At 41.9% G+C, this 17,676-nt stretch carries 16 protein-coding genes and 2 pseudogenes; 3 read left to right on the top strand and 15 right to left on the bottom strand.

Annotated features, from left to right (window positions below; genetic code table 11):
- Window positions 1-95: 95 nt before the first annotated feature.
- The gene (locus tag GLW00_RS03240; RefSeq protein WP_160911170.1) at window positions 96-1,595 is read left to right on the top strand and encodes a sodium:solute symporter family protein; all 1,500 of its coding nucleotides are present in this window, start codon (window positions 96-98) and stop codon (window positions 1,593-1,595) included.
- Window positions 1,596-2,210: 615 nt separating this feature from the next.
- Entirely contained in the window at window positions 2,211-3,167 is a 957-nt protein-coding gene (locus tag GLW00_RS03235; RefSeq protein ID WP_160911168.1) for a hypothetical protein, read from the top strand.
- Window positions 3,168-3,873: 706 nt separating this feature from the next.
- Here GLW00_RS03235 and GLW00_RS03230 read toward each other — a convergent pair.
- From GLW00_RS03230 to GLW00_RS20850, 11 genes and pseudogenes are all read right to left on the bottom strand, one after another.
- Window positions 3,874-5,091 carry a M20 family metallopeptidase gene (locus tag GLW00_RS03230; RefSeq protein ID WP_160911166.1) on the bottom strand — a complete coding sequence of 406 codons (1,218 nt, stop codon included), beginning with the start codon at window positions 5,089-5,091 and terminating at the stop codon, window positions 3,874-3,876.
- Window positions 5,092-5,094: 3 nt separating this feature from the next.
- Window positions 5,095-6,567 carry a sodium/pantothenate symporter gene (gene panF, locus GLW00_RS03225; RefSeq protein ID WP_160911164.1) on the bottom strand — a complete coding sequence of 491 codons (1,473 nt, stop codon included), beginning with the start codon at window positions 6,565-6,567 and terminating at the stop codon, window positions 5,095-5,097.
- The gene (locus tag GLW00_RS03220; protein ID WP_160911162.1) at window positions 6,564-6,851 is read right to left on the bottom strand and encodes a YhdT family protein; all 288 of its coding nucleotides are present in this window, start codon (window positions 6,849-6,851) and stop codon (window positions 6,564-6,566) included. Before GLW00_RS03220 ends, panF begins: the two co-directional genes overlap by 4 nt.
- Before the next feature lie 85 nt (window positions 6,852-6,936).
- On the bottom strand, window positions 6,937-8,373 hold the full coding sequence (locus tag GLW00_RS03215) for an aldehyde dehydrogenase family protein (RefSeq protein WP_160911161.1): 1,437 nt from the start codon (window positions 8,371-8,373) through the stop codon (window positions 6,937-6,939).
- A gap of 21 nt (window positions 8,374-8,394) precedes the next feature.
- Complete coding sequence (locus tag GLW00_RS03210; protein WP_160911159.1) at window positions 8,395-9,153, bottom strand: SDR family NAD(P)-dependent oxidoreductase; 759 nt, start codon at window positions 9,151-9,153, stop codon at window positions 8,395-8,397.
- 11 nt (window positions 9,154-9,164) lie between these two features.
- Window positions 9,165-10,232 (bottom strand): tartrate dehydrogenase, encoded by a 1,068-nt coding sequence (locus tag GLW00_RS03205; protein WP_160911157.1) that lies wholly within the window; start codon window positions 10,230-10,232, stop codon window positions 9,165-9,167.
- A 17-nt stretch (window positions 10,233-10,249) separates the two neighbouring features.
- Complete coding sequence (locus GLW00_RS03200) at window positions 10,250-10,465, bottom strand: TRAP transporter large permease subunit (protein WP_335808440.1); 216 nt, start codon at window positions 10,463-10,465, stop codon at window positions 10,250-10,252.
- 120 nt (window positions 10,466-10,585) lie between these two features.
- A pseudogene (locus GLW00_RS20865) lies at window positions 10,586-10,738 on the bottom strand (FAD-linked oxidase C-terminal domain-containing protein); the annotation flags it as partial.
- 227 nt (window positions 10,739-10,965) lie between these two features.
- Window positions 10,966-11,091: a hypothetical protein gene (locus tag GLW00_RS20860; protein ID WP_335808429.1), complete on the bottom strand. Its 126-nt coding sequence runs from the start codon at window positions 11,089-11,091 to the stop codon at window positions 10,966-10,968.
- 66 nt (window positions 11,092-11,157) lie between these two features.
- Entirely contained in the window at window positions 11,158-11,517 is a 360-nt protein-coding gene (locus GLW00_RS20855) for an FAD-binding oxidoreductase (protein ID WP_335808428.1), read from the bottom strand.
- 19 nt (window positions 11,518-11,536) lie between these two features.
- Window positions 11,537-11,677 (bottom strand): annotated as a pseudogene (locus GLW00_RS20850) (FAD-binding protein); the annotation flags it as partial.
- Between the two features lie 340 nt (window positions 11,678-12,017).
- Between GLW00_RS20850 and GLW00_RS03190 the strand changes: the two are divergent.
- Entirely contained in the window at window positions 12,018-12,716 is a 699-nt protein-coding gene (locus GLW00_RS03190) for a FadR/GntR family transcriptional regulator (protein WP_237417399.1), read from the top strand.
- Window positions 12,717-13,179: 463 nt separating this feature from the next.
- Here the strand turns inward: GLW00_RS03190 and GLW00_RS03185 are convergent, their stop codons facing one another.
- The 4 genes from GLW00_RS03185 to GLW00_RS03170 all read right to left on the bottom strand — a co-directional run bounded on the left by GLW00_RS03185 (window position 13,180) and on the right by GLW00_RS03170 (window position 17,674).
- Window positions 13,180-14,208, bottom strand: coding sequence for a GDP-mannose 4,6-dehydratase (locus GLW00_RS03185; RefSeq protein WP_160911151.1), 1,029 nt, complete (start codon window positions 14,206-14,208; stop codon window positions 13,180-13,182).
- Entirely contained in the window at window positions 14,189-15,556 is a 1,368-nt protein-coding gene (locus GLW00_RS03180; protein ID WP_160911149.1) for a UDP-glucose dehydrogenase family protein, read from the bottom strand. The genes GLW00_RS03185 and GLW00_RS03180 overlap by 20 nt, the downstream gene beginning before the upstream one ends.
- A gap of 139 nt (window positions 15,557-15,695) precedes the next feature.
- Complete coding sequence (locus GLW00_RS03175) at window positions 15,696-16,970, bottom strand: oligosaccharide flippase family protein (RefSeq protein WP_160911148.1); 1,275 nt, start codon at window positions 16,968-16,970, stop codon at window positions 15,696-15,698.
- 14 nt (window positions 16,971-16,984) lie between these two features.
- On the bottom strand, window positions 16,985-17,674 hold the full coding sequence (locus tag GLW00_RS03170) for an acylneuraminate cytidylyltransferase family protein (RefSeq protein ID WP_160911146.1): 690 nt from the start codon (window positions 17,672-17,674) through the stop codon (window positions 16,985-16,987).
- Window positions 17,675-17,676: the final 2 nt, after the last annotated feature.

The following is a 17,676-nucleotide window of genomic DNA, read 5'->3' as shown; positions in this document are numbered from 1 at the left end:
TCCTTACTTATTTCATCGCTGTCGCTTTATTCTGGTTGCTCGGACTATTCATATGGAAGAATTTTTACACGACGAAGAAAGGAGAACGATAAACGATGCTTACAAGTTCCGGTGTATTACTATGGACCGTCATCCTTTTATTAGCTGTATACTTTGCCGCTGTAACGTGGGTGGGTGAAAAAGGGCGGGCGCACAGCCAGTCGATGGCCGGCTTTGCTACGGCCCGGGGAAAAGTGAGCCCCTGGCTTGTCGGGGCAAGTTTCGCCACCTCTTACGCCAGTGCCAATCTTTTCATCGGGGTCCCAGGACTGGCCTACGAACACGGAACCGCTGTGCTCTGGTACACCCTTGGCTGCTTTGGCGTCTCCTGGGTAGGACTTCTTCTCTTCGCCAAAACGTTTTGGCGTTACGGTAAGAAATTCGGCCATGTGTCGACCCTTCCAGAGTGGCTTGGCAAGCGTTATAACTCGAAAGCCCTGCAAGCGATCGTCTCTTTACTGATCTTATTCAACGTCTACTATATCGTCGGGCAGAATGTCGGGCTTGCCACCATTTTTGAAACCGTCATCGGGATTCCCTATTTCTGGGGCATCATCATTGGTGTAGCCATCACGATTCTTTACATCGGTCTAGGCGGAGCCTTCGCACAAATCATTACCGACGGAATCCAAGGAGTTCTGATGGCGATCACCTCGATTTTCATCGTTGTCTCCTTTTTCTGGACCATCGGTGGAGGCTGGAACGTCTTCGGTGTGCTGACTGATCGCCTGCATAGCATCGACCCGAACCTGACCGCTGCCATTGCCGACGGTGGTCCGTACAATAGTGCGCTCGCCATCATGGCCGTTCAGTTCCTTCTATTCAGTTTCGTATTGATGCCACACCTGTTGAACAAAGTGCTGTCGATTGAAAAAGAGGAAGACCTGGCTCCATTCACATTGTCAGCAGGGTTGGTGCTATGTATCATTTCCACTCTAATGGTGCTCGGTGGACTCGCTGCCCGTGTCCTTTTCCCAAGCTTGCAAAGTGCTGATGCGGCCATTCCAACCTATGTCATTGAGGCTTTCCCAAGTGTAATCGCGGCCATCATGATCGTCGGAATCATCTCTGCGATCTTATCCAGTACGGACAGCTTATACTTAGGAATTACGACAAGTATCGGGAACGACTTGTACCGTGTTGTCGCACCGTTCCTTACTTCAAGGAAAATGTCTACGCAAGAACTGGACAATAAATCTTTGAAAGTCGCGAAAGGATCACTGATTATCGTCGGACTCCTGTCCCTCTACTTCTCGTTAGAACGACCAGAGTCGCTGGCCTTCCTGATCCAATTCAGCTTTTCCGCAATTATATCCGGGATCATCGCACCCATCACCCTCGGGTATTTCTGGAACCGGGCGAATCAATATGGTGGCATCGCCGCAGTCGTTACGGGTGCTTCCTTATATGTCGCCTTCACCTCACTCAACTTGATAGGAAATATCTTTATTGCGATGTTCTTTAGTGCAGCTGCAGCCTTTGTGATCATGGGCATTGTGAGTGTACTGACTGCTAGAACGAAGCAAGAGAATTTGGTGTTGGAAAAATCCAGTTAAACAAAGATACTAGACTTTAAACTTCACATTTATGTAATAGGTGTACGTGGATATGTTCGAGTAGTAAGTGCGTCATACCAGAGATCCCACTGGTATGACGCACTTTTTTTAATTTATTGCTTGTAGTAATAACGTAGATAAGGACAATACTTTTCAACCGTTGAACTTACAATCAGGGCGCCTTTCCCACTTGGTTTGTGTAGACACCTAAATTCCAGGAAATACAATATAAATCAATATATGCTCCCTTCATCCCCTGTAAATTCCAATAAAAGATCTATGGTTCGGAGATATTTAAAATATAAAAAATATATAATACCCTTTTCCTACAAAACTTACAAATTTGAAAAAATGAGATATTTATACCAATTACGTTCTATATATAGAATTGTTGTTCTTAAATACTAATTTTTGGATTTTTTGCCGGTTTTCAAACATTTACTTTTGTTCTTTATAAAGAATATAATCATCTTTGGAAAGAACAACATGCAAAAAAAGTCCTGAATCTAGGTTGAGTGTTCCGCCTCCACTAAGAGAAACAAACTACCTACATAGAAAAATTTGCTTGTTGGTCTTAACATCAAAAAAATGAATAGTAAAACGGAGGAATGTAAAATGGGTTTTTTATCAGCAAAAGCAACAATTGCAGGAGTCGTGGGAGCGTCTGCCATCGCTGGCGGCGTGATGTTTACAGGTGGGGAAACAGTCGATAACGTCAAAGATCAACTTGTTGATCTCAAGAATAAGGTCGTCCAGTATGAGGCAAATGAAGACAGTTTACTTCATAAAATAGGACTAATTAAAGCAGATGCAACGGCAAAATTGACAGATGCAAACGGAAAGATCGTCGATGCGAAAACAAAAATCAATGATCTGGAAGCAGAAAAAAGCTTCTTGCAAAAACAAGTGGAAAAACTGAGCGGTGAGGTTGCTCAATTGGAAGCTGATAACGAACAGCTTAGTTCAGACCTTGCAGATAAGATTGCTGAACTGGAAGCTAAACAAGCTCAACTTGATGCTGTAAATGCTGACCTGGAAATGACAAAAGCTGAGCTTGATCAATTACAAAAAGAGTACAATGCACTCGCCGAGCAAAATGCAGCCAATGAAAGTGAAATCAACCGCCTGACTGCTGAAGTGGAAAAGGCTAACAGTAAAGTAGCGGAACTTAAAGATGTCTCTGATAAAGTGAGTGAAGCTACAGAAGGTTCTGAACCACTTTCTCAAGAGGAGCTGGATGGTCTCGGTACAGATGTAGAACCCGATGTATTCACTGAAGAATTGGTTGTTGAAAATCTGAAGCTCACTTACATTCAAAACGGGCAATCAGAAGAATTCAAGTCCGAGCATCCTGAATTAGACATCAAAGAGGGAGACAGGGTTTGGAGAATCACAAACAACAATACTTTCAAAGTTTATGTAGAGTATAGAATGGCTGGCGGTGGAACTTCCGGGGAAGTCGTAGCTGAACCGGACAAGACGTTCTACATGACCGGTCAAGGTGGTACGATGATCATCAAGTGGCAGGATGAAAATGGTGAATGGCATCAATCAACAAAGGCCGGAGCATAATCCTATTCTATAATTAGATAAAGTAAGGCTGTCGAGACTTTCTCGGCAGTCTTATTTCATACTATGTTATTGTTCATTATATAAATTACTTCAAGGCTAGACTTGATGTTTTAACGTAGGAAATCAAAAAAGCGCTTTCTTTCACCACGTTACTATTTTATTAGAGTGGTTTAAGCACTAATCTGTTTTTCCCTGCCATGCTCATTTTTAATAAGATAACAAATAAGTTCGTAACACCAGAAGTCTAGGCTCTCTAACCTAGGTCATACCCTCCAAACCATCCTATTAGTTATTACTTTAAAGAATGAGCACAAGTTATTATGCTCATTCTAAAACAAGAAATTCACCGATTGCTTGTCAATCTATAGCAATTATCGTTTTTCCCTTGGCTGTTTCTCTTCTTTACGGTCATGAATTTTTGCATTTTTATTTGAAAGCTTTTTGTTTCCTTGTGCCATGATTAACCCTCCCTTCGCTTTTATTATTTCGAAAGGTAAATGTTTTATTAATGGAACGGAGAGACGGTTTTAACAAAGCTCGAGGGATAAGTAACTATTCAGCTGACGGCTGATGATCACTCTTCCCGATTCAAACGTCTCTCTTAACATGTCCAAGATTTTTCGGAAACTCACCATTTCATCGAGCCACCTCATAAGAGAGTTAAAAAAGTAGAGCCCTGGAACCATTAGATCCAGGGCTCTACTTTTTATGAGTTCAAGAAATTCAAAGCGGCTTGTCTATAGATTTCTGTCGTTTCTGCAAGTTCATCGAGATCCACATATTCATCAATCTGATGTGGTACTTCACGATCCCCTGCTCCAATTGTTACGATCGGCACGCCAGCTACATGTAAAAACGTACCATCTGTTGCACCTGGGACGCCGTTATACACCGGTTCTTTTTCCAAAACAGTACGTACCGCATCTGAAATGGCTTTTACCACAGGTTCATCTTTCTCGGTTGAGGTCCAAGGACGATCTTCAATAACAGAAAAATCTGCTTTGAAATCAGGATCATCCTTGGCAAGTCGATCAAGTATTTGCTGTAGTTCTTCTTTCAATACCTCATGGTCCTGACCAGGGACGGTCCGTATATCCAGTGTGGTCATGCACTGTTCTGGGATGACATTGATCTGGGCATCCCCTTTGGCCGGAGATTGTAAGATGGTTGGGGTGATACTGGGCCATCCCAAGGTTGAATGCTTTCCAAGTCGCTCCTGCTCCCGTTTCTCCAGTTTTTCTAATTCGACGATGATTTTCGCCATACGCCAGTTCGGGTTGATGCCACTCCATGAGATTGCTCCGTGTGCCATTTTTCCATAGGCATTCATAACCACTCTCATGGCTCCGCGCTGAGCGATGCACACCTGATTCTCTTCAGGTTCACAAATAATGGCTCCATCTACGTCATCTGCCCACCCCTGCTTGATAAAGTGTTTGATGCCAATCATCATTCCTTCTTCATCACAAGGGATACATAAAATCACCTTCCCGGACCATACCTCTTGATCTTCTAAAAGAGATTGGACAGCAGTAATCATGCAGGAAAGATTCCCTTTTGTATCGTTTGTTCCTCTCCCGTACATCCGGTTACCGGCAATCTCGGCTCCAAAAGGATCGTATGTCCATGATCCATGGTCTCCTTCCGTCACGACATCCGTATGTCCTTCAAACAAAAGCGTTGGTCCTGGCTTTCCAGAATCTATGACACCGATAACATTCGGACGCCCCGACTCCACTTCCTCCACATGAACTTCGATGCCAAGTTTTCCTAGATAGTCAGCAACGTAATGAGCCGCTTTTTCCTCATTACCACCCTCCACTCCAGGTCTGTAAACACTCGGGATACGAACAAGTTCTTGAGTCAAAGAAATGACGCGTTTGCGGTCACGAATTTTCCTTGTTTCGATTTGTGTATGGGACATAATTTACATGCTCCTCTCTAATTGGTCATGAGAAATGGATTGATTTTGAATGAGTGATTTGGTCAATAAACTAATGGTGACAAAGGCGACAAAGGAAAGGAGAATTGGGACGACCACGTTATGCATGCCGAGTATACTCGGGAAAAACTGGTCGACGATGATATAGGAAACAATACCGACAACCATCGAAGCCAAAGCCCCGTATTTATTTCCACCATCCCAATAAAGTCCAAGAACTACTGGCCAAATAAAGGTCGCTTCAAGTCCACCGAAGGCAAATAGGTTCAGCCAAATGAGTAAATCCGGTGGACTTAAGGCCATTAGAAAAACTAAAATCCCGAGAATTGCTGTAACACTAAAGCTCATCCGCTTCACTCGTGTATGCGAAGCATCCGGCTTAATATAATTTAAATACACATCCTTCACAACAGCAGAGCTGACAAGGAGCAGCAAGGAATCCACAGTGGACATGATGGCGGCCATCGGAGCAGCTAAAACAATGCCGGCAAGCCATGGCGTCAGCACTTCCTGAGCAATTAAAGGCATCACTTTGTCTCCCACTTCAATACCAGGAAGAATCGGACGTGCGAATACACCGATCAAATGCATGTTCAACATGATGAAACCTACAACAATCGTACCGATAATGAGCGCACGGTGCATGGAACGAGAGTTTTTATAGGCCATGGCACGAACGGTTACTTGAGGTAAACCGACGACAGCGACACCCACAAGAATCCAGAAGGAGGATACATAAGTCGGACTTAACCCACCATCCGCACCGTACGGAGTAACGAGGTTCGGGTTCTCTGCCGTAAGATCTGCCATAATGTTGTCGATTCCCCCACCTGCCATGATGGTCGCAATCAGCAAGATAAGTGTGCCTCCGAACATGACTACTCCCTGAACCGTATCGGTAAGAGCGACCGCTTTGAACCCACCGATGATGACGTAGACGAGAACGGAAACGGCAAAGATAAACAAGGCCGTCGTATAATTCAATCCAGTCAAAGATTCAATCAGACGCGCTCCACCGACCCACTGGGCAGCCATAGCGGAAAAAAGGAACACAATAATGCTGAAAGCAGCGGTCAATACGACCCACTTACTCTGGTAGCGACCTTTCAAATAATCGATGAGCGTGACCGCTTTATATCGACGGGCCATGATGGCAAACTTTTTACCGAGAATCATTAGTACAAAGTAACCGGTAGCTACCTGAGACATGGAAAGGAGCACCCAGCCGAAGCCTTGAGTATAGGCTACACCCGGACCGCCGATGAAACTGCTCGCACTTCCATATGTAGCGATCATCGTCATGGCGAGGATAAATCCCCCGAGCTGCCTGCCTCCGAGGAAGTACTCCTGAAGGAAAGAATCTCCCGTTGCATTCTTAAGAGAACGACTCGACCAAAAGCCAATGGCAAAAATCAAAACAAGGAAAATAGCGAGTGAAATGACGACTGGTGTGTTCATGTTCGTTCACCTTCCTCTTCATCGAAAGGAACTTCCACAAACCAGACCTTCACAACAAAAATGACGAGTATAGTCATGATGATGAATCCTAACACACAACTGTAAAAGAACCAGGAAGGTAACCCGAAGACGTATGAATAGTCTTCCGGTGTTCGATCTCCGAGACCATAAGCAAACGCAAACCACCAGATGAAGTTGAACACCGCAAGAGCGACTCCAATCAGGGCTTCCCTGTTGGCAATCCTGAACCGGTCATCCTGTTTTTTCTTCCTTTCTTTTTCCAAGACCCCATCTCCTTTTTTTTATAGAGTGGAAAACTTCAAGATAAAAGTTTTCATTAATTCATAGGGTGATCAAAGAAAAGTGCGATTACATCTTGACCGCGACATTTTTCAAAATCGTATAGTTTTTCAGCGCTTCAAGCCCTTTCTCTCTCCCAAAGCCACTTTTCTTGTATCCACCAAAAGGCATCTGGATGCCTCCTCCAGCGCCATAGTTATTGATGAATACCTGTCCGGCTCTTATTTTCCTGGCTAGACGGTGAGCGCGTCCGATGTTTTCTGTCCACACACCTGTCACCAATCCATAAGGAGTATCATTGGCAAGTTGTATGGCTTCTTGTTCTTCTTTAAAAGTGAACACGCTGAGCACTGGTCCGAATATTTCTTCCTGCGCCACTTCACTATGGGGGTCGAGTCCATCAATAATTGTCGGAGCAAGAAAATAACCATTTTCACATCCATCAACATGGACAAGTTCGCCCCCTGTTAAGAACGATGTGTTTTCCTTCTTCGCAATGTCCAAAAACATTTCTATCCGCTCGTATTGCTTCTGCGACAAAACAGGGCCCAAGTCAGGATCGTCCAACCCTCTACCCAGGCTTAAGCTCTCCATTTGTTTCTGAATTCGTTGTAAAAATTCTTCTTTTACCTCTTCTTCAATGAGAAGGCGTGAACCCGCCGAACACGTCTGGCCGGCATTCTGAACAATCGATTTGACGACCCACTTCGCAGCCTCGTCCAACTTGGCATCAGCAAAAACGATATTCGGGGACTTGCCGCCAAGTTCCAACGTGACAGGAACGATATTCTTTGAACCTGCTTCCATGACAAGTCTTCCCGTCTGGACAGATCCGGTGAAGGTGATATGGTTGACTTCGGGATGATGAATCAACGCATCCCCGGCTTCTTTTCCGTAGCCCGTAACGACATTGAAGACCCCTTTAGGCAAAGAAGTTTCATCAAAGAGTTCTGCAAGTTTAAGGGCTGTCAGAGGCGTATCCTCCGCCGGCTTAACGACAACGGTGTTCCCTGTCGCAATGGCAGCGGCCGTACTTCGTGAAGTGATCTGGATCGGATAGTTCCACGGGATGATATGGGCCGTCACTCCGACCGGTTCCCTCACCGTGTAATCCAATACATCCGCCTGGACAGGGATGGTTTCACCAAAAATTTTGTCAGCCATGCCTGCGTAATATTCAAAATAACGCGCGGCCGCTTCCACATCTCCTTGAGCTTGAGAAATCGGCTTTCCTGTATCCTTCGTTTCCAGTTGAGCCAACTCTTCAGCCGCCTCTCTTATTCTCCCTGCCATGTCAAAAAGAATCCTTCCGCGCTCTTCAGCGGCAAAGTCCTGCCATTCGTCCGATTCAAAGGTCTTCCGTGCGGTCAGCACAGCTCGATGAACATCCTCTTTGCCGCCTCTTGGTACTTCTGCAATGACTTCTTGTGTCGCTGGATCTTTCGTGGCTACCGTTCTTTGATCCTCACTCTCTATCCATTCACCACCAACATACATGTGCTTCATCCCTTCACCCCTCCCTCTTTATTAAAGGCCTCTTCCTCCGTCAACGTTCAAGACACTTCCCGTCACCATCCGTGCACCGTCAGAGCTTAAATACATTGCGGCTTCTGCGATATCTTCAGGTGTCACCAACTCACCTAGAGGAACACTTTTCTTAAAGGTATCTTCTTTCACCTGATCGACATCTCCACCTTCTGGACTGAATTTCCCCAGCATACTTGTATCCGATGGACCTGGGTTGATGGCATTCACGCGAATTTTATATTCGGCCACTTCAATGGCGAGCGCTTTTGTAAAAGCTAACGCGCCTCCTTTTGATGTAACATAGGCATTCAAACCCGGCCGCGGGCGCTCAGCAGCAATGGAAGCAACATTGGTGATCACACCACCAGCACGCTGCTCTTTCATTCCTTTTACCACTTCTTTGTTTATAAGGAATAAAGAAGTCGTGTTCACTGCCAATAAACGGTCCCAGTCGGCAACTTCCACTTCATCAATCGGTGTCGCAGGCTGAGCGATCCCCAAGGTATTCACTAATATGGAGATAGGCCCCAGAAATTCCGTCGCTTTCTCGATAGCTTCCCTCACTTCTATTTCCTCTGTAAGGTTAGCCGAAATGACTTCCAATTGATCGCCGTATTCGTTTCGCCACTTCTCCACCTCATCGACATTTAGATCAAGAGCCGCTACTTTCGCTCCTTCTTCTAAAAACCGCTTCGTAATAACTTGCCCCATTCCACCATTGGCCCCTGTCACGACAACATTCTTATTTCGAAAATTCATCGATTCCCCTCCTACATCTGATGGTAGATTTGTTTGACAATGGCCTCGCCGGTTTCAAACGTTTTCGCATTCCCTCCCATGTCAGGTGTCAAGAATTTGCCAGTTTCTATTACTTTTTCAATAGCAGTCATCACGATCAAAGCAAGATCCTCTCTCCCTAGATGTTCAAGCATCAAAGCTGCCGACCAAACTTGTGCAATCGGGTTCGCCATTTGTTTTCCAGTAATATCAGGAGCTGAACCATGAATTGGCTCAAACATGGATGGGTAATCCCCTTCCGGATTTAAGTTCGCGGACGGGGATAACCCTAATCCACCGACAAGCGCCGCTCCAAGGTCTGTTAGAATATCACCGAATAAATTAGAAGCGACGATGACGTCAAAGGATTCCGGACGCTGGACTAGATGGGCAACCAAGGCGTCAATGTAGACATCTTCTACGGCTATCCCTTCGTAATGCATGGCCATCTCTTTGACCGATTCGTCCCACAACCTCATTGAATGGACGATGGCATTAGACTTCGTTGCGTTCACGATGCTTTTCACATCGTTCTTCTGCGCGTAGTCGAACGCATAGCGAGCCAGGCGCTGAACCCCTTTCTTCGTAATCACTGTATTTTGTATCGCCAGTTCATCGGAAGTTTCCTGATACAACCGGCCACCGATGTTGGAGTACTCCCCTTCCGCGTTCTCTCTGAAAACGTAGAAGTCTATGGGCCCATCCGCTTGAATGGGACTCTGGACTCCAGGCAATTGCTTGATCGGGCGGAGGTTCACATATTGATGAAAATTTTTCCGAATCGGCATGATCAAGTCCCAGATGGGGATGTGTTCGGGAACACGACGGTCACCGATGGCTCCAAAGAAGATGGCATCATACTTTTTTAAAGTCAACAGACCGTCTTCCGGCATCATGCGGTTATGCTCTAGGTAATATTCAGAATTCCAGTTGAAGGTTCTGGTCTCTAATTGAAAGGACGAATCCGCTTTGGTTAAAGCATCCAAGACTTTCATCCCTTCGTCCACGACTTCAGGACCAATGCCGTCTCCTGGCAGTACAGCTAATCGATAAGTCTTCACATAATCCCTCCTCGTCTTTATTGAATAAACCATAGGCTTAAGAATGGTAAAAAGGAAACGATGAGAACATCGATCATTATAATAATGATGAACGGAATGACCATACAGACCAGCTTTTCAAATTTGGTCCCTGCAATATTCTCAGCGACGAACAAGTTGACGCTAACAGGAGACGTAATAAATTCGATCGCTAAATAGACAATCATAACGATGCCGAAATGCGTAGGGTCGATGCCTATTCAGACCCCTATAACCTGTAGAAAATCCTTCTTGGGTTCATGATTTGATTCGGAACAAGCACCAATTTAATTTGCCGCATCACTTCAATTGAATCTCCATGTTCCAACTTGCTGCTATTTCATTTTCCCGACTCCTACGCCATGTTCTCCCGTACATGCCCCTCCCCTTTGAAGGGCATGCTGGCCGATTGCTTCATTGAATAGATCCGCTTTCCATCTCTCTCCCACATTGTCAGGATCAATCATAAGTAACGCATGATAATTCCCATCCCCAACATAACGTCAAAGCACCACCTAGTGAAAGCGCCTTCATTTGTTCGCGTAAATGTTGCATTCCAAGGGGTAACTGAGAGATCTGCAGACAGACATCAGTGACCATCATTTTCTACCCGGGGTGTGCGTGAACGAAAGAATAAGCAAGGTTATGACGCGCTTCCCGCAACTCAATTCTTCCTTTCACACCTTTTTGAAACTCTATATCCATTCCATTTGCATCAGCTAATAACTATTTCAGCAAAAGAATTGTCAAGCTGTACACTCAATTCGATGAATAAAGTCGGCGCTTCCTTGTAATTCTTATCATTCGACTGGTTCACTTTTTTTGATCGATACTTCGTCAACGAGCTGCACCCTTGCAAGCTCAAACCCACCTTATAACAAGTGAATAACGTCCTCCATCGCTTGATTCAAATCACTGAAAGATACCGGCCAGCGACGATCGTTTCAGGAATTCCGTACACATGAAGCGTGAGTTTGGTGATGCAGCCGACGGTTCCTTCTGCCCCTTCAAACAGACTGTTCAAGTGATACCCAGAAGAAGACTTCGCGGCTTGTGTACCCGTATGGAAGATATTCCTATTCGGAAGCGCCACCTCTAAGCTCGTCACCTGTTCTTTCATCACTCCATACTTCACAGCGGGCGTTCCACTTGTATTCGTAGCCGCCATTCCACCAAGGGTAGCGTCCGCACCTGGATTAACAGAAAAGAAAAGACCATAAGACTTTAACTTCTTATTCAGCTGCGACCATGTAACACCAGGAATCATCCGGTCTAACTTCGATACGCTAGTTCATCGATGAAAAATCAAGGCTGATTCCACCATCATAAGGAGTCACATGTCCTTCCAGGCTTGTCCCCGATCCAAATGGAACAAGCGGAACTTGAAAATCGTTGACTATCTTGATGATTTCAAAAACTTCCTCACTTGATTCTGGAAAACGACTAAATCAGGGTTCTTTGGTTCCAAGTAGGCCTAATATTTACTTTGCTGAGCCAAAATTGTCTAATTGAGTGACACGATCTTTTGAAGTTATTGAATCAGTGCTTCACAAACTTCTATCACCTTTCTCCTCCTTTCCTGAATTTCTCCTGAACTTCAATGAAGATCGTCTTCCATACATGACCGAAAAAATAAAAGCTATTGACGTGTACATCATATGTATGATGTATTATATATAGTATATTATCTGAATATTTTAACGATGTAAACGGCTTTCTGTGAAAAATTCTGAAATATTAAAATACTTTTACGTGAGGATGTTTTTATTGAATCTTACATTTAACAGAATTCACCCGAATCAAACAAAGACAATGGGGATTGTTTCCTTGATTAAGGACTATTTAATTGAAGGGAAGCTGAAACCTGGAGATAAATTACCGACGGAAATGGAACTTATTGAACAATTAGGAGTGAGCCGGACACCTGTCCGGGAAGCAATCAAAATCCTTGAGTCGATCGGTGTTATTCAAATTAAACGTGGGGAGGGTATGTTCATCACGGATAACTCTTCCAAGCTGACGATGAACCCGCTGATCTTCAGTTTGATCATGCATAGTCATAACCTCGAGCAGCTCATCGAATTTCGCCAACATTTTGAAATGTTGCTGATGAACATGGTTATAACGAAAGAAAACAAAGATCTGGAGAAAATCGAAGCCGTTTATCACTCTCAAGTGGAAAGGATGACACCAGATTTGAGTCCGGAAGAGCTTGTCGATATCGATTTAGAATTCCACTATGCCATTTTAGAAGAAACAGAAAATCCATTCACAATGGAAATTGGACGCACCATCTATGAATTGATCCGTCCGAAAATGGTGCATTTCAAGGATCCAGAAGGGATTGAAAGAACCTTGGCTACCCATAAAGAACACTTGGAATTTTTGAAAGGAGAAAAACTTTTCGATCCGAAGGAAGCGGTCACTCAGATGATTAAGAATAATGAGGACATGATTAAAGACTAAAGAAAACATCTGTCTTTATGTCAAGGAGGGGATTGAAGGAAATAAATATACTTAAAAGACCTTTTTGAATAAATCATTATTCCTTAATCATCAATAACGCAACTTAAAGCTTGATTTAACAAATTATATGATAATCAACAGTAATGAAAAATTATGTAGTGAATTTCCTGATTCAATTAGTCATCTCAAATTACTTATTCTACAGAATTTTAAGGCCTCTATATAATACGGTAGTAATTAACAATGGAACAAATCTTAAAAAAATGCTTTTAATTTTATGTAATTGGCTAATATCTATCAAATTAGAGTATTAAAGTATAGCGGACGGTTGAGCGTGATACTACACTTAAGGAGATTGGAAATTCAATATATGCACACATGCACATGTAACGTGTTAAAAGAGACGCAACTTTTATTACAAAGTTGCGTCTCCTACAGCACGTCAGCGGAACAGGCTTTTTAATTATTTCTTATCATAATATTTAACGTACCAATCAGCAAATTTCCTTAATCCTTCTTGGATAGAAGTTTCAGGTTTGAAACCTACTGCTTCTTGCAGTTGATCTGTAGAAGCATACGTTGCAGGAACATCCCCTGGTTTAATCGGTTCATACTCTTTATTAAACTCTACTTCTCTTCCAAGTGCATCGGTTAGGGCAGCTTCAAGCGATTCAATGAACGTCATGAGTTTCTCAGGACTGTTATTGCCGATATTGAAAACTCTGTGAGGCGCCCCTTCTGTTTCCGGTTGATTACTCAACAGTCTTTCAATCCCGATAACTATGTCGTCAATATAAGTGAAGTCACGATACAAATCATTCTCAAAATCACCATTATTGAAGATCTTGATTGCATCGCCAGCAAAGTACTTATCAGTAAAACCGAAGTATGCCATATCTGGTCTTCCCATTGGTCCATACACCGTGAAGAATCGTAATCCTGTCGCAGGTATATCATACAAGTGGCTATAAGTGTGAGCCATTAACTCATTCGATTTCTTGGTTGAAGCATAGAGAGATACTGGATGATCTACAAAGTCAGACTCTTCAAATGGTACTTTCTTGTTTGCCCCATAGACTGAACTTGAAGATGCATACACAAGATGATCAACAGGATAATGACGACAAGCTTCTAATATATTATAGAAACCAATCATATTGCTCTGGATATATGCGTCTGGATTCTCTATTGAGTAACGAACTCCAGCCTGGGCAGCGAGGTTTACGACAATCTCGGGCTTATATTCTTCGAAAATACGTATTACTTCTTCCTTGTCAGAAATATCCCCTTTAATAAAAATGAAATTCTCATACGGCTCAAGCAACCCTAAACGCGTATGTTTAAGGTTAATATCATAATAATCATTAACGTTATCAATACCAATAACATAACATCCTTGGTCTAATAACTTTTTTGCAAGGTAATATCCGACAAAACCTGCTGCACCAGTAATCAAATATGTTTTTTCCGTATTAAGAGTTTTGTAGCTCATAAACAGGCTCCCTTGTTACTTCAACTTTTCCTTGTTCCCTACCGATTGAGTGATATTCTACTCTAGCCTCTTTCATTTCCTTGATATCGTAAACATTACGTCCATCATAGACAAGTGGCGTCCTCATCAGGTTTTTGTATTGCTTAGGTGTTAGTGCTTTCACTTCTCCCCATTCTGTGAACACGAAACAAACATTCGCTTCCTTTAGAGCATCCTCGACATTATTCACATAAGTAATCGTTCCTTGACGATTAGGCCCTTCCGGGTAAAGTTTCGCAAAATTATCAGCACCTACTGGATCGTAAGCATAAATATCTGCTCCCTGATCTAGTAACAAAGGAATATTGTCCAGAGAAGGAGACTCTCTCAAATCGTCCGTACCTGGTTTAAACGTAAGTCCAAGAACAGCCACTTTCAATCCACTAAAGGTAATTAATCGATTACTTGCTTTTTTATACAATACGGTCTTCTGATTTTTGTTTACGTCTATGGCTGCTTTGACTGTTTTCAAATCATAGCCGTTTTGTTTTGCTAAATAGTCGAGAGCTTGGGTATCTTTAGGGAAACAAGAACCTCCAAAACCAATTCCTGCATTTAAGAACTTAGATCCAATACGTTCATCGTAGCTCATTCCTTTTGCTACATCTTGAACATCAGCTCCTACGAGCTCACAAAGATTTGCAATATCGTTCATATACGAAATCTTCAAGGCAAGAAAATCGTTGGAAGCATATTTAATCATTTCCGCTGATCTTCTATTAACTGAAACTACAGGAAGATTAAAAGGCTCATAAATTCCCTTAAGGATATTCTCAGCCCATTGAGTTTCCGTACCAAGAATAATGCGCTCTGCATAAAGCGTATCACGGACAGCAGATCCTTGAGCAAGGAATTCTGGGTTAGAAGCTACTTCCACATTCACATCATTTACTAGGAAATCCTGAATAAATTGTTCAACTTTATCATTTGTCCCTACAGGTACAGTAGATTTAACTACTACCAAACAATCTTTCTCTACCGATTCAGCAATTTGTCTAGCAACTGTAGCTATGTATGAAAGGTTCGCGGAACCATCTGGTTTCTCTGGTGTCCCGACTCCAAGGAAGATAGCATCTGCATCCTTATACGCATCTTCATAATCTGTTGTGTAATCAATACGCCCTTCTGCATAGTTCTTTTTCATGAGCTCTTCTAATCCATCTTCATAGATTGGAGAGACCCCGGATTTCATAAGGTCTACTTTACTATCGTCAATGTCTACACAGGTTACCTGGTGTCCCATTTCGGCGAAGCACACACCTGCGACTAAACCAACATATCCTGTTCCTGCTACCGCTATTTTAAACATTAATCTACCTCCTATTATAATCAATCGATTTTTCTATTGCCTCCTCGCGAATTAATGAGGCGGCGCCATTCCGACTTTTGAGAGTTTTATTCATTTTAACTAATTTTAGGTAGAAGTTAAGTTACTTTGTTCAAATTGCTTATCCTTCATTTGCATAACTATATTGTGCACCTATTTTCAAAGTGCTTTTAGCTCTATATATAAGCGCAATTCGAATTAATTCGGCCGTAACTGTTGATATGATAGCCCCGTATATTCCAATGATAGGAATTAATAAAAAGTTTATTACTAAATTAATAACAGCTGCTACTGAACTGCTGGTTGCTATTGATTTAGTTTCTTTTATATAAAATAATCCTGCTACTGGCACATAATATAGCCCTTTTATTATTTGAGCAATTATTAGAAAAGGAATTAACCAAATCGCTCTATTATACGCATCACTAGAAAGTAAATATGCTCCTAACATCGCAATTGGTATAGAGAGGACACCGAAAGAGATTATGACAATAAGAAAGATCTTTAATAGTTTTTCAGCTTCCTTTTCTTTATTTTCTTTTCTTAACATTGTGTACCGAGGAACTAATGCGTTATTTACACTTTGATAAAATAAAGCTAGAACCATCGATACTTGTGCAGCAAGAGCATAGACACCAAGTTCTTCAAGCGCTACAAACTTCTCTAAAATAATTCTGTCCGATGATTTTATAATCCACCCACTAGCTACATGGGGTAACAAAGGCAAACTAAATAACAGACTATACTTTATATGTTTGACTTTCAAAGAAATCTTCAAATATTGGCTTTGTTTGATAAATAAAAATAATACAACTAGGGCCGTTACAATTAATTGAGAAAGTAATGCACTCTCTGCACCTAAACCTTTAAAAACTATTAAGTAAATACTTAGCAACATTATTAATACAGCTTTAGCAATATTCACTGTTACAAAAAAACCAGCTTTTTCTTGTGCTCTTATCAAAGCCATTGGTAATGCGAATAATGCACTTAACCAAGATAAACCTATCATATAAAAATAAAATGGATAGGTAGGAATTTCATTAAATAGCATTGCTCCTATGAATTGATTAAAAAGCAATAGTATTGACGCAGCTAATGTGGAAAAAAAAACGACAAATAGAAATATTGACCCTAAATATTCTTTTTGTTGTTTAAGATCTTCTAAATAATCATAATAGAATCTAGTAACTGCTCCATGGAGCGATAATAATAGAAAAACTTGTAACATACCTACGAGTGTTTGAACTGTGGTCATAACACCATATTCTGATGGAGATAAATAATTTGTATAGACTGGCAACATGATAAACCCTAATAAAGGTGTCATCATTGAACCAACTGTATATAAAACTGAGTTTTTAAGGAATTTATTTTTTTTAAACTTATAGAGCATACACTAGTGCTCCTTTATCTTGTATGTTCGACAATCAATTTTGCAAATTTGAAATCTAATTCATCATCAATGTCTATTGACTTTTTTTTGGACATCAAATATGCAAAGCTTTTCTCATTATATAGTGAATTTCCACTATAAAGATTTTTAACCTGCACAATATAAATAGCTCCATTTATACGATAATGTTTTGGTAATTCTTGACGTCTTGCTTGGAATAAGTCATTTTTAACAAAATTGTTCAGGGATAGACTAGGCGGTAAGGTATTAGTGAATAAAGGCGAATGGTCTACTTCACACACCGAAACCACCGTCTCTGCATCTTTCTTTTCCATTAGATTAAAAGCCCCTATGATTTCTTCTGCATCTCTCAAAGGGGAAGTTGGTTGAAGCAAAGTAACCTTATCAAAAATTTTCCCTTGTTTAGAATATTGATTGAGAACATCACGAACAGCATCCCATGAGGATGCCGTGTCACTTGCAAATTTATCATCTCTTAGAAAAGGGACATCGGCCCCCCATTTTTTTGCTGTTTCTGCATATTTAGGTGAATCAGTTGAAACCATAACCTCGTCAAACACCTTTGAATTAATAGCAGCTTCAATTGTATAAGCAATAAGAGGCTTCCCATTCAACAATTTAACGTTTTTATCTACTAACCCTTTTGAACCACTTCTTGCTGGAATGATTGCCAAGCAACTCATCA

The sequence above is a fragment of the Halobacillus litoralis genome, from assembly GCF_009856445.1.
Taxonomy (GTDB): domain Bacteria; phylum Bacillota; class Bacilli; order Bacillales; family Halobacillaceae; genus Halobacillus; species Halobacillus litoralis.
Note: the sequence above shows the minus strand (reverse complement) of the source record. Positions and strands in the feature narration are given on the sequence as shown.

What these genes read in the sequence shown, in the direction of transcription:
- GLW00_RS03240 (WP_160911170.1), top strand. Translation starts at nt 96, where the DNA reads ATGCTTACAAGTTCCGGTGTATTACTATGGACCGTCATCCTTTTATTA.
- GLW00_RS03235 (WP_160911168.1), top strand. Translation starts at nt 2,211, where the DNA reads ATGGGTTTTTTATCAGCAAAAGCAACAATTGCAGGAGTCGTGGGAGCG.
- GLW00_RS03230 (WP_160911166.1), bottom strand. Translation starts at nt 5,091, where the DNA reads ATGTCCCATACACAAATCGAAACAAGGAAAATTCGTGACCGCAAACGC.
- panF (WP_160911164.1), bottom strand. Translation starts at nt 6,567, where the DNA reads ATGAACACACCAGTCGTCATTTCACTCGCTATTTTCCTTGTTTTGATT.
- GLW00_RS03215 (WP_160911161.1), bottom strand. Translation starts at nt 8,373, where the DNA reads ATGAAGCACATGTATGTTGGTGGTGAATGGATAGAGAGTGAGGATCAA.
- GLW00_RS03210 (WP_160911159.1), bottom strand. Translation starts at nt 9,153, where the DNA reads ATGAATTTTCGAAATAAGAATGTTGTCGTGACAGGGGCCAATGGTGGA.
- GLW00_RS20855 (WP_335808428.1), bottom strand. Translation starts at nt 11,517, where the DNA reads ATGATTCCTGGTGTTACATGGTCGCAGCTGAATAAGAAGTTAAAGTCT.
- GLW00_RS03185 (WP_160911151.1), bottom strand. Translation starts at nt 14,208, where the DNA reads ATGAGCTACAAAACTCTTAATACGGAAAAAACATATTTGATTACTGGT.
- GLW00_RS03180 (WP_160911149.1), bottom strand. Translation starts at nt 15,556, where the DNA reads ATGTTTAAAATAGCGGTAGCAGGAACAGGATATGTTGGTTTAGTCGCA.
- GLW00_RS03175 (WP_160911148.1), bottom strand. Translation starts at nt 16,970, where the DNA reads ATGCTCTATAAGTTTAAAAAAAATAAATTCCTTAAAAACTCAGTTTTA.
- GLW00_RS03170 (WP_160911146.1), bottom strand. Translation starts at nt 17,674, where the DNA reads ATGAGTTGCTTGGCAATCATTCCAGCAAGAAGTGGTTCAAAAGGGTTA.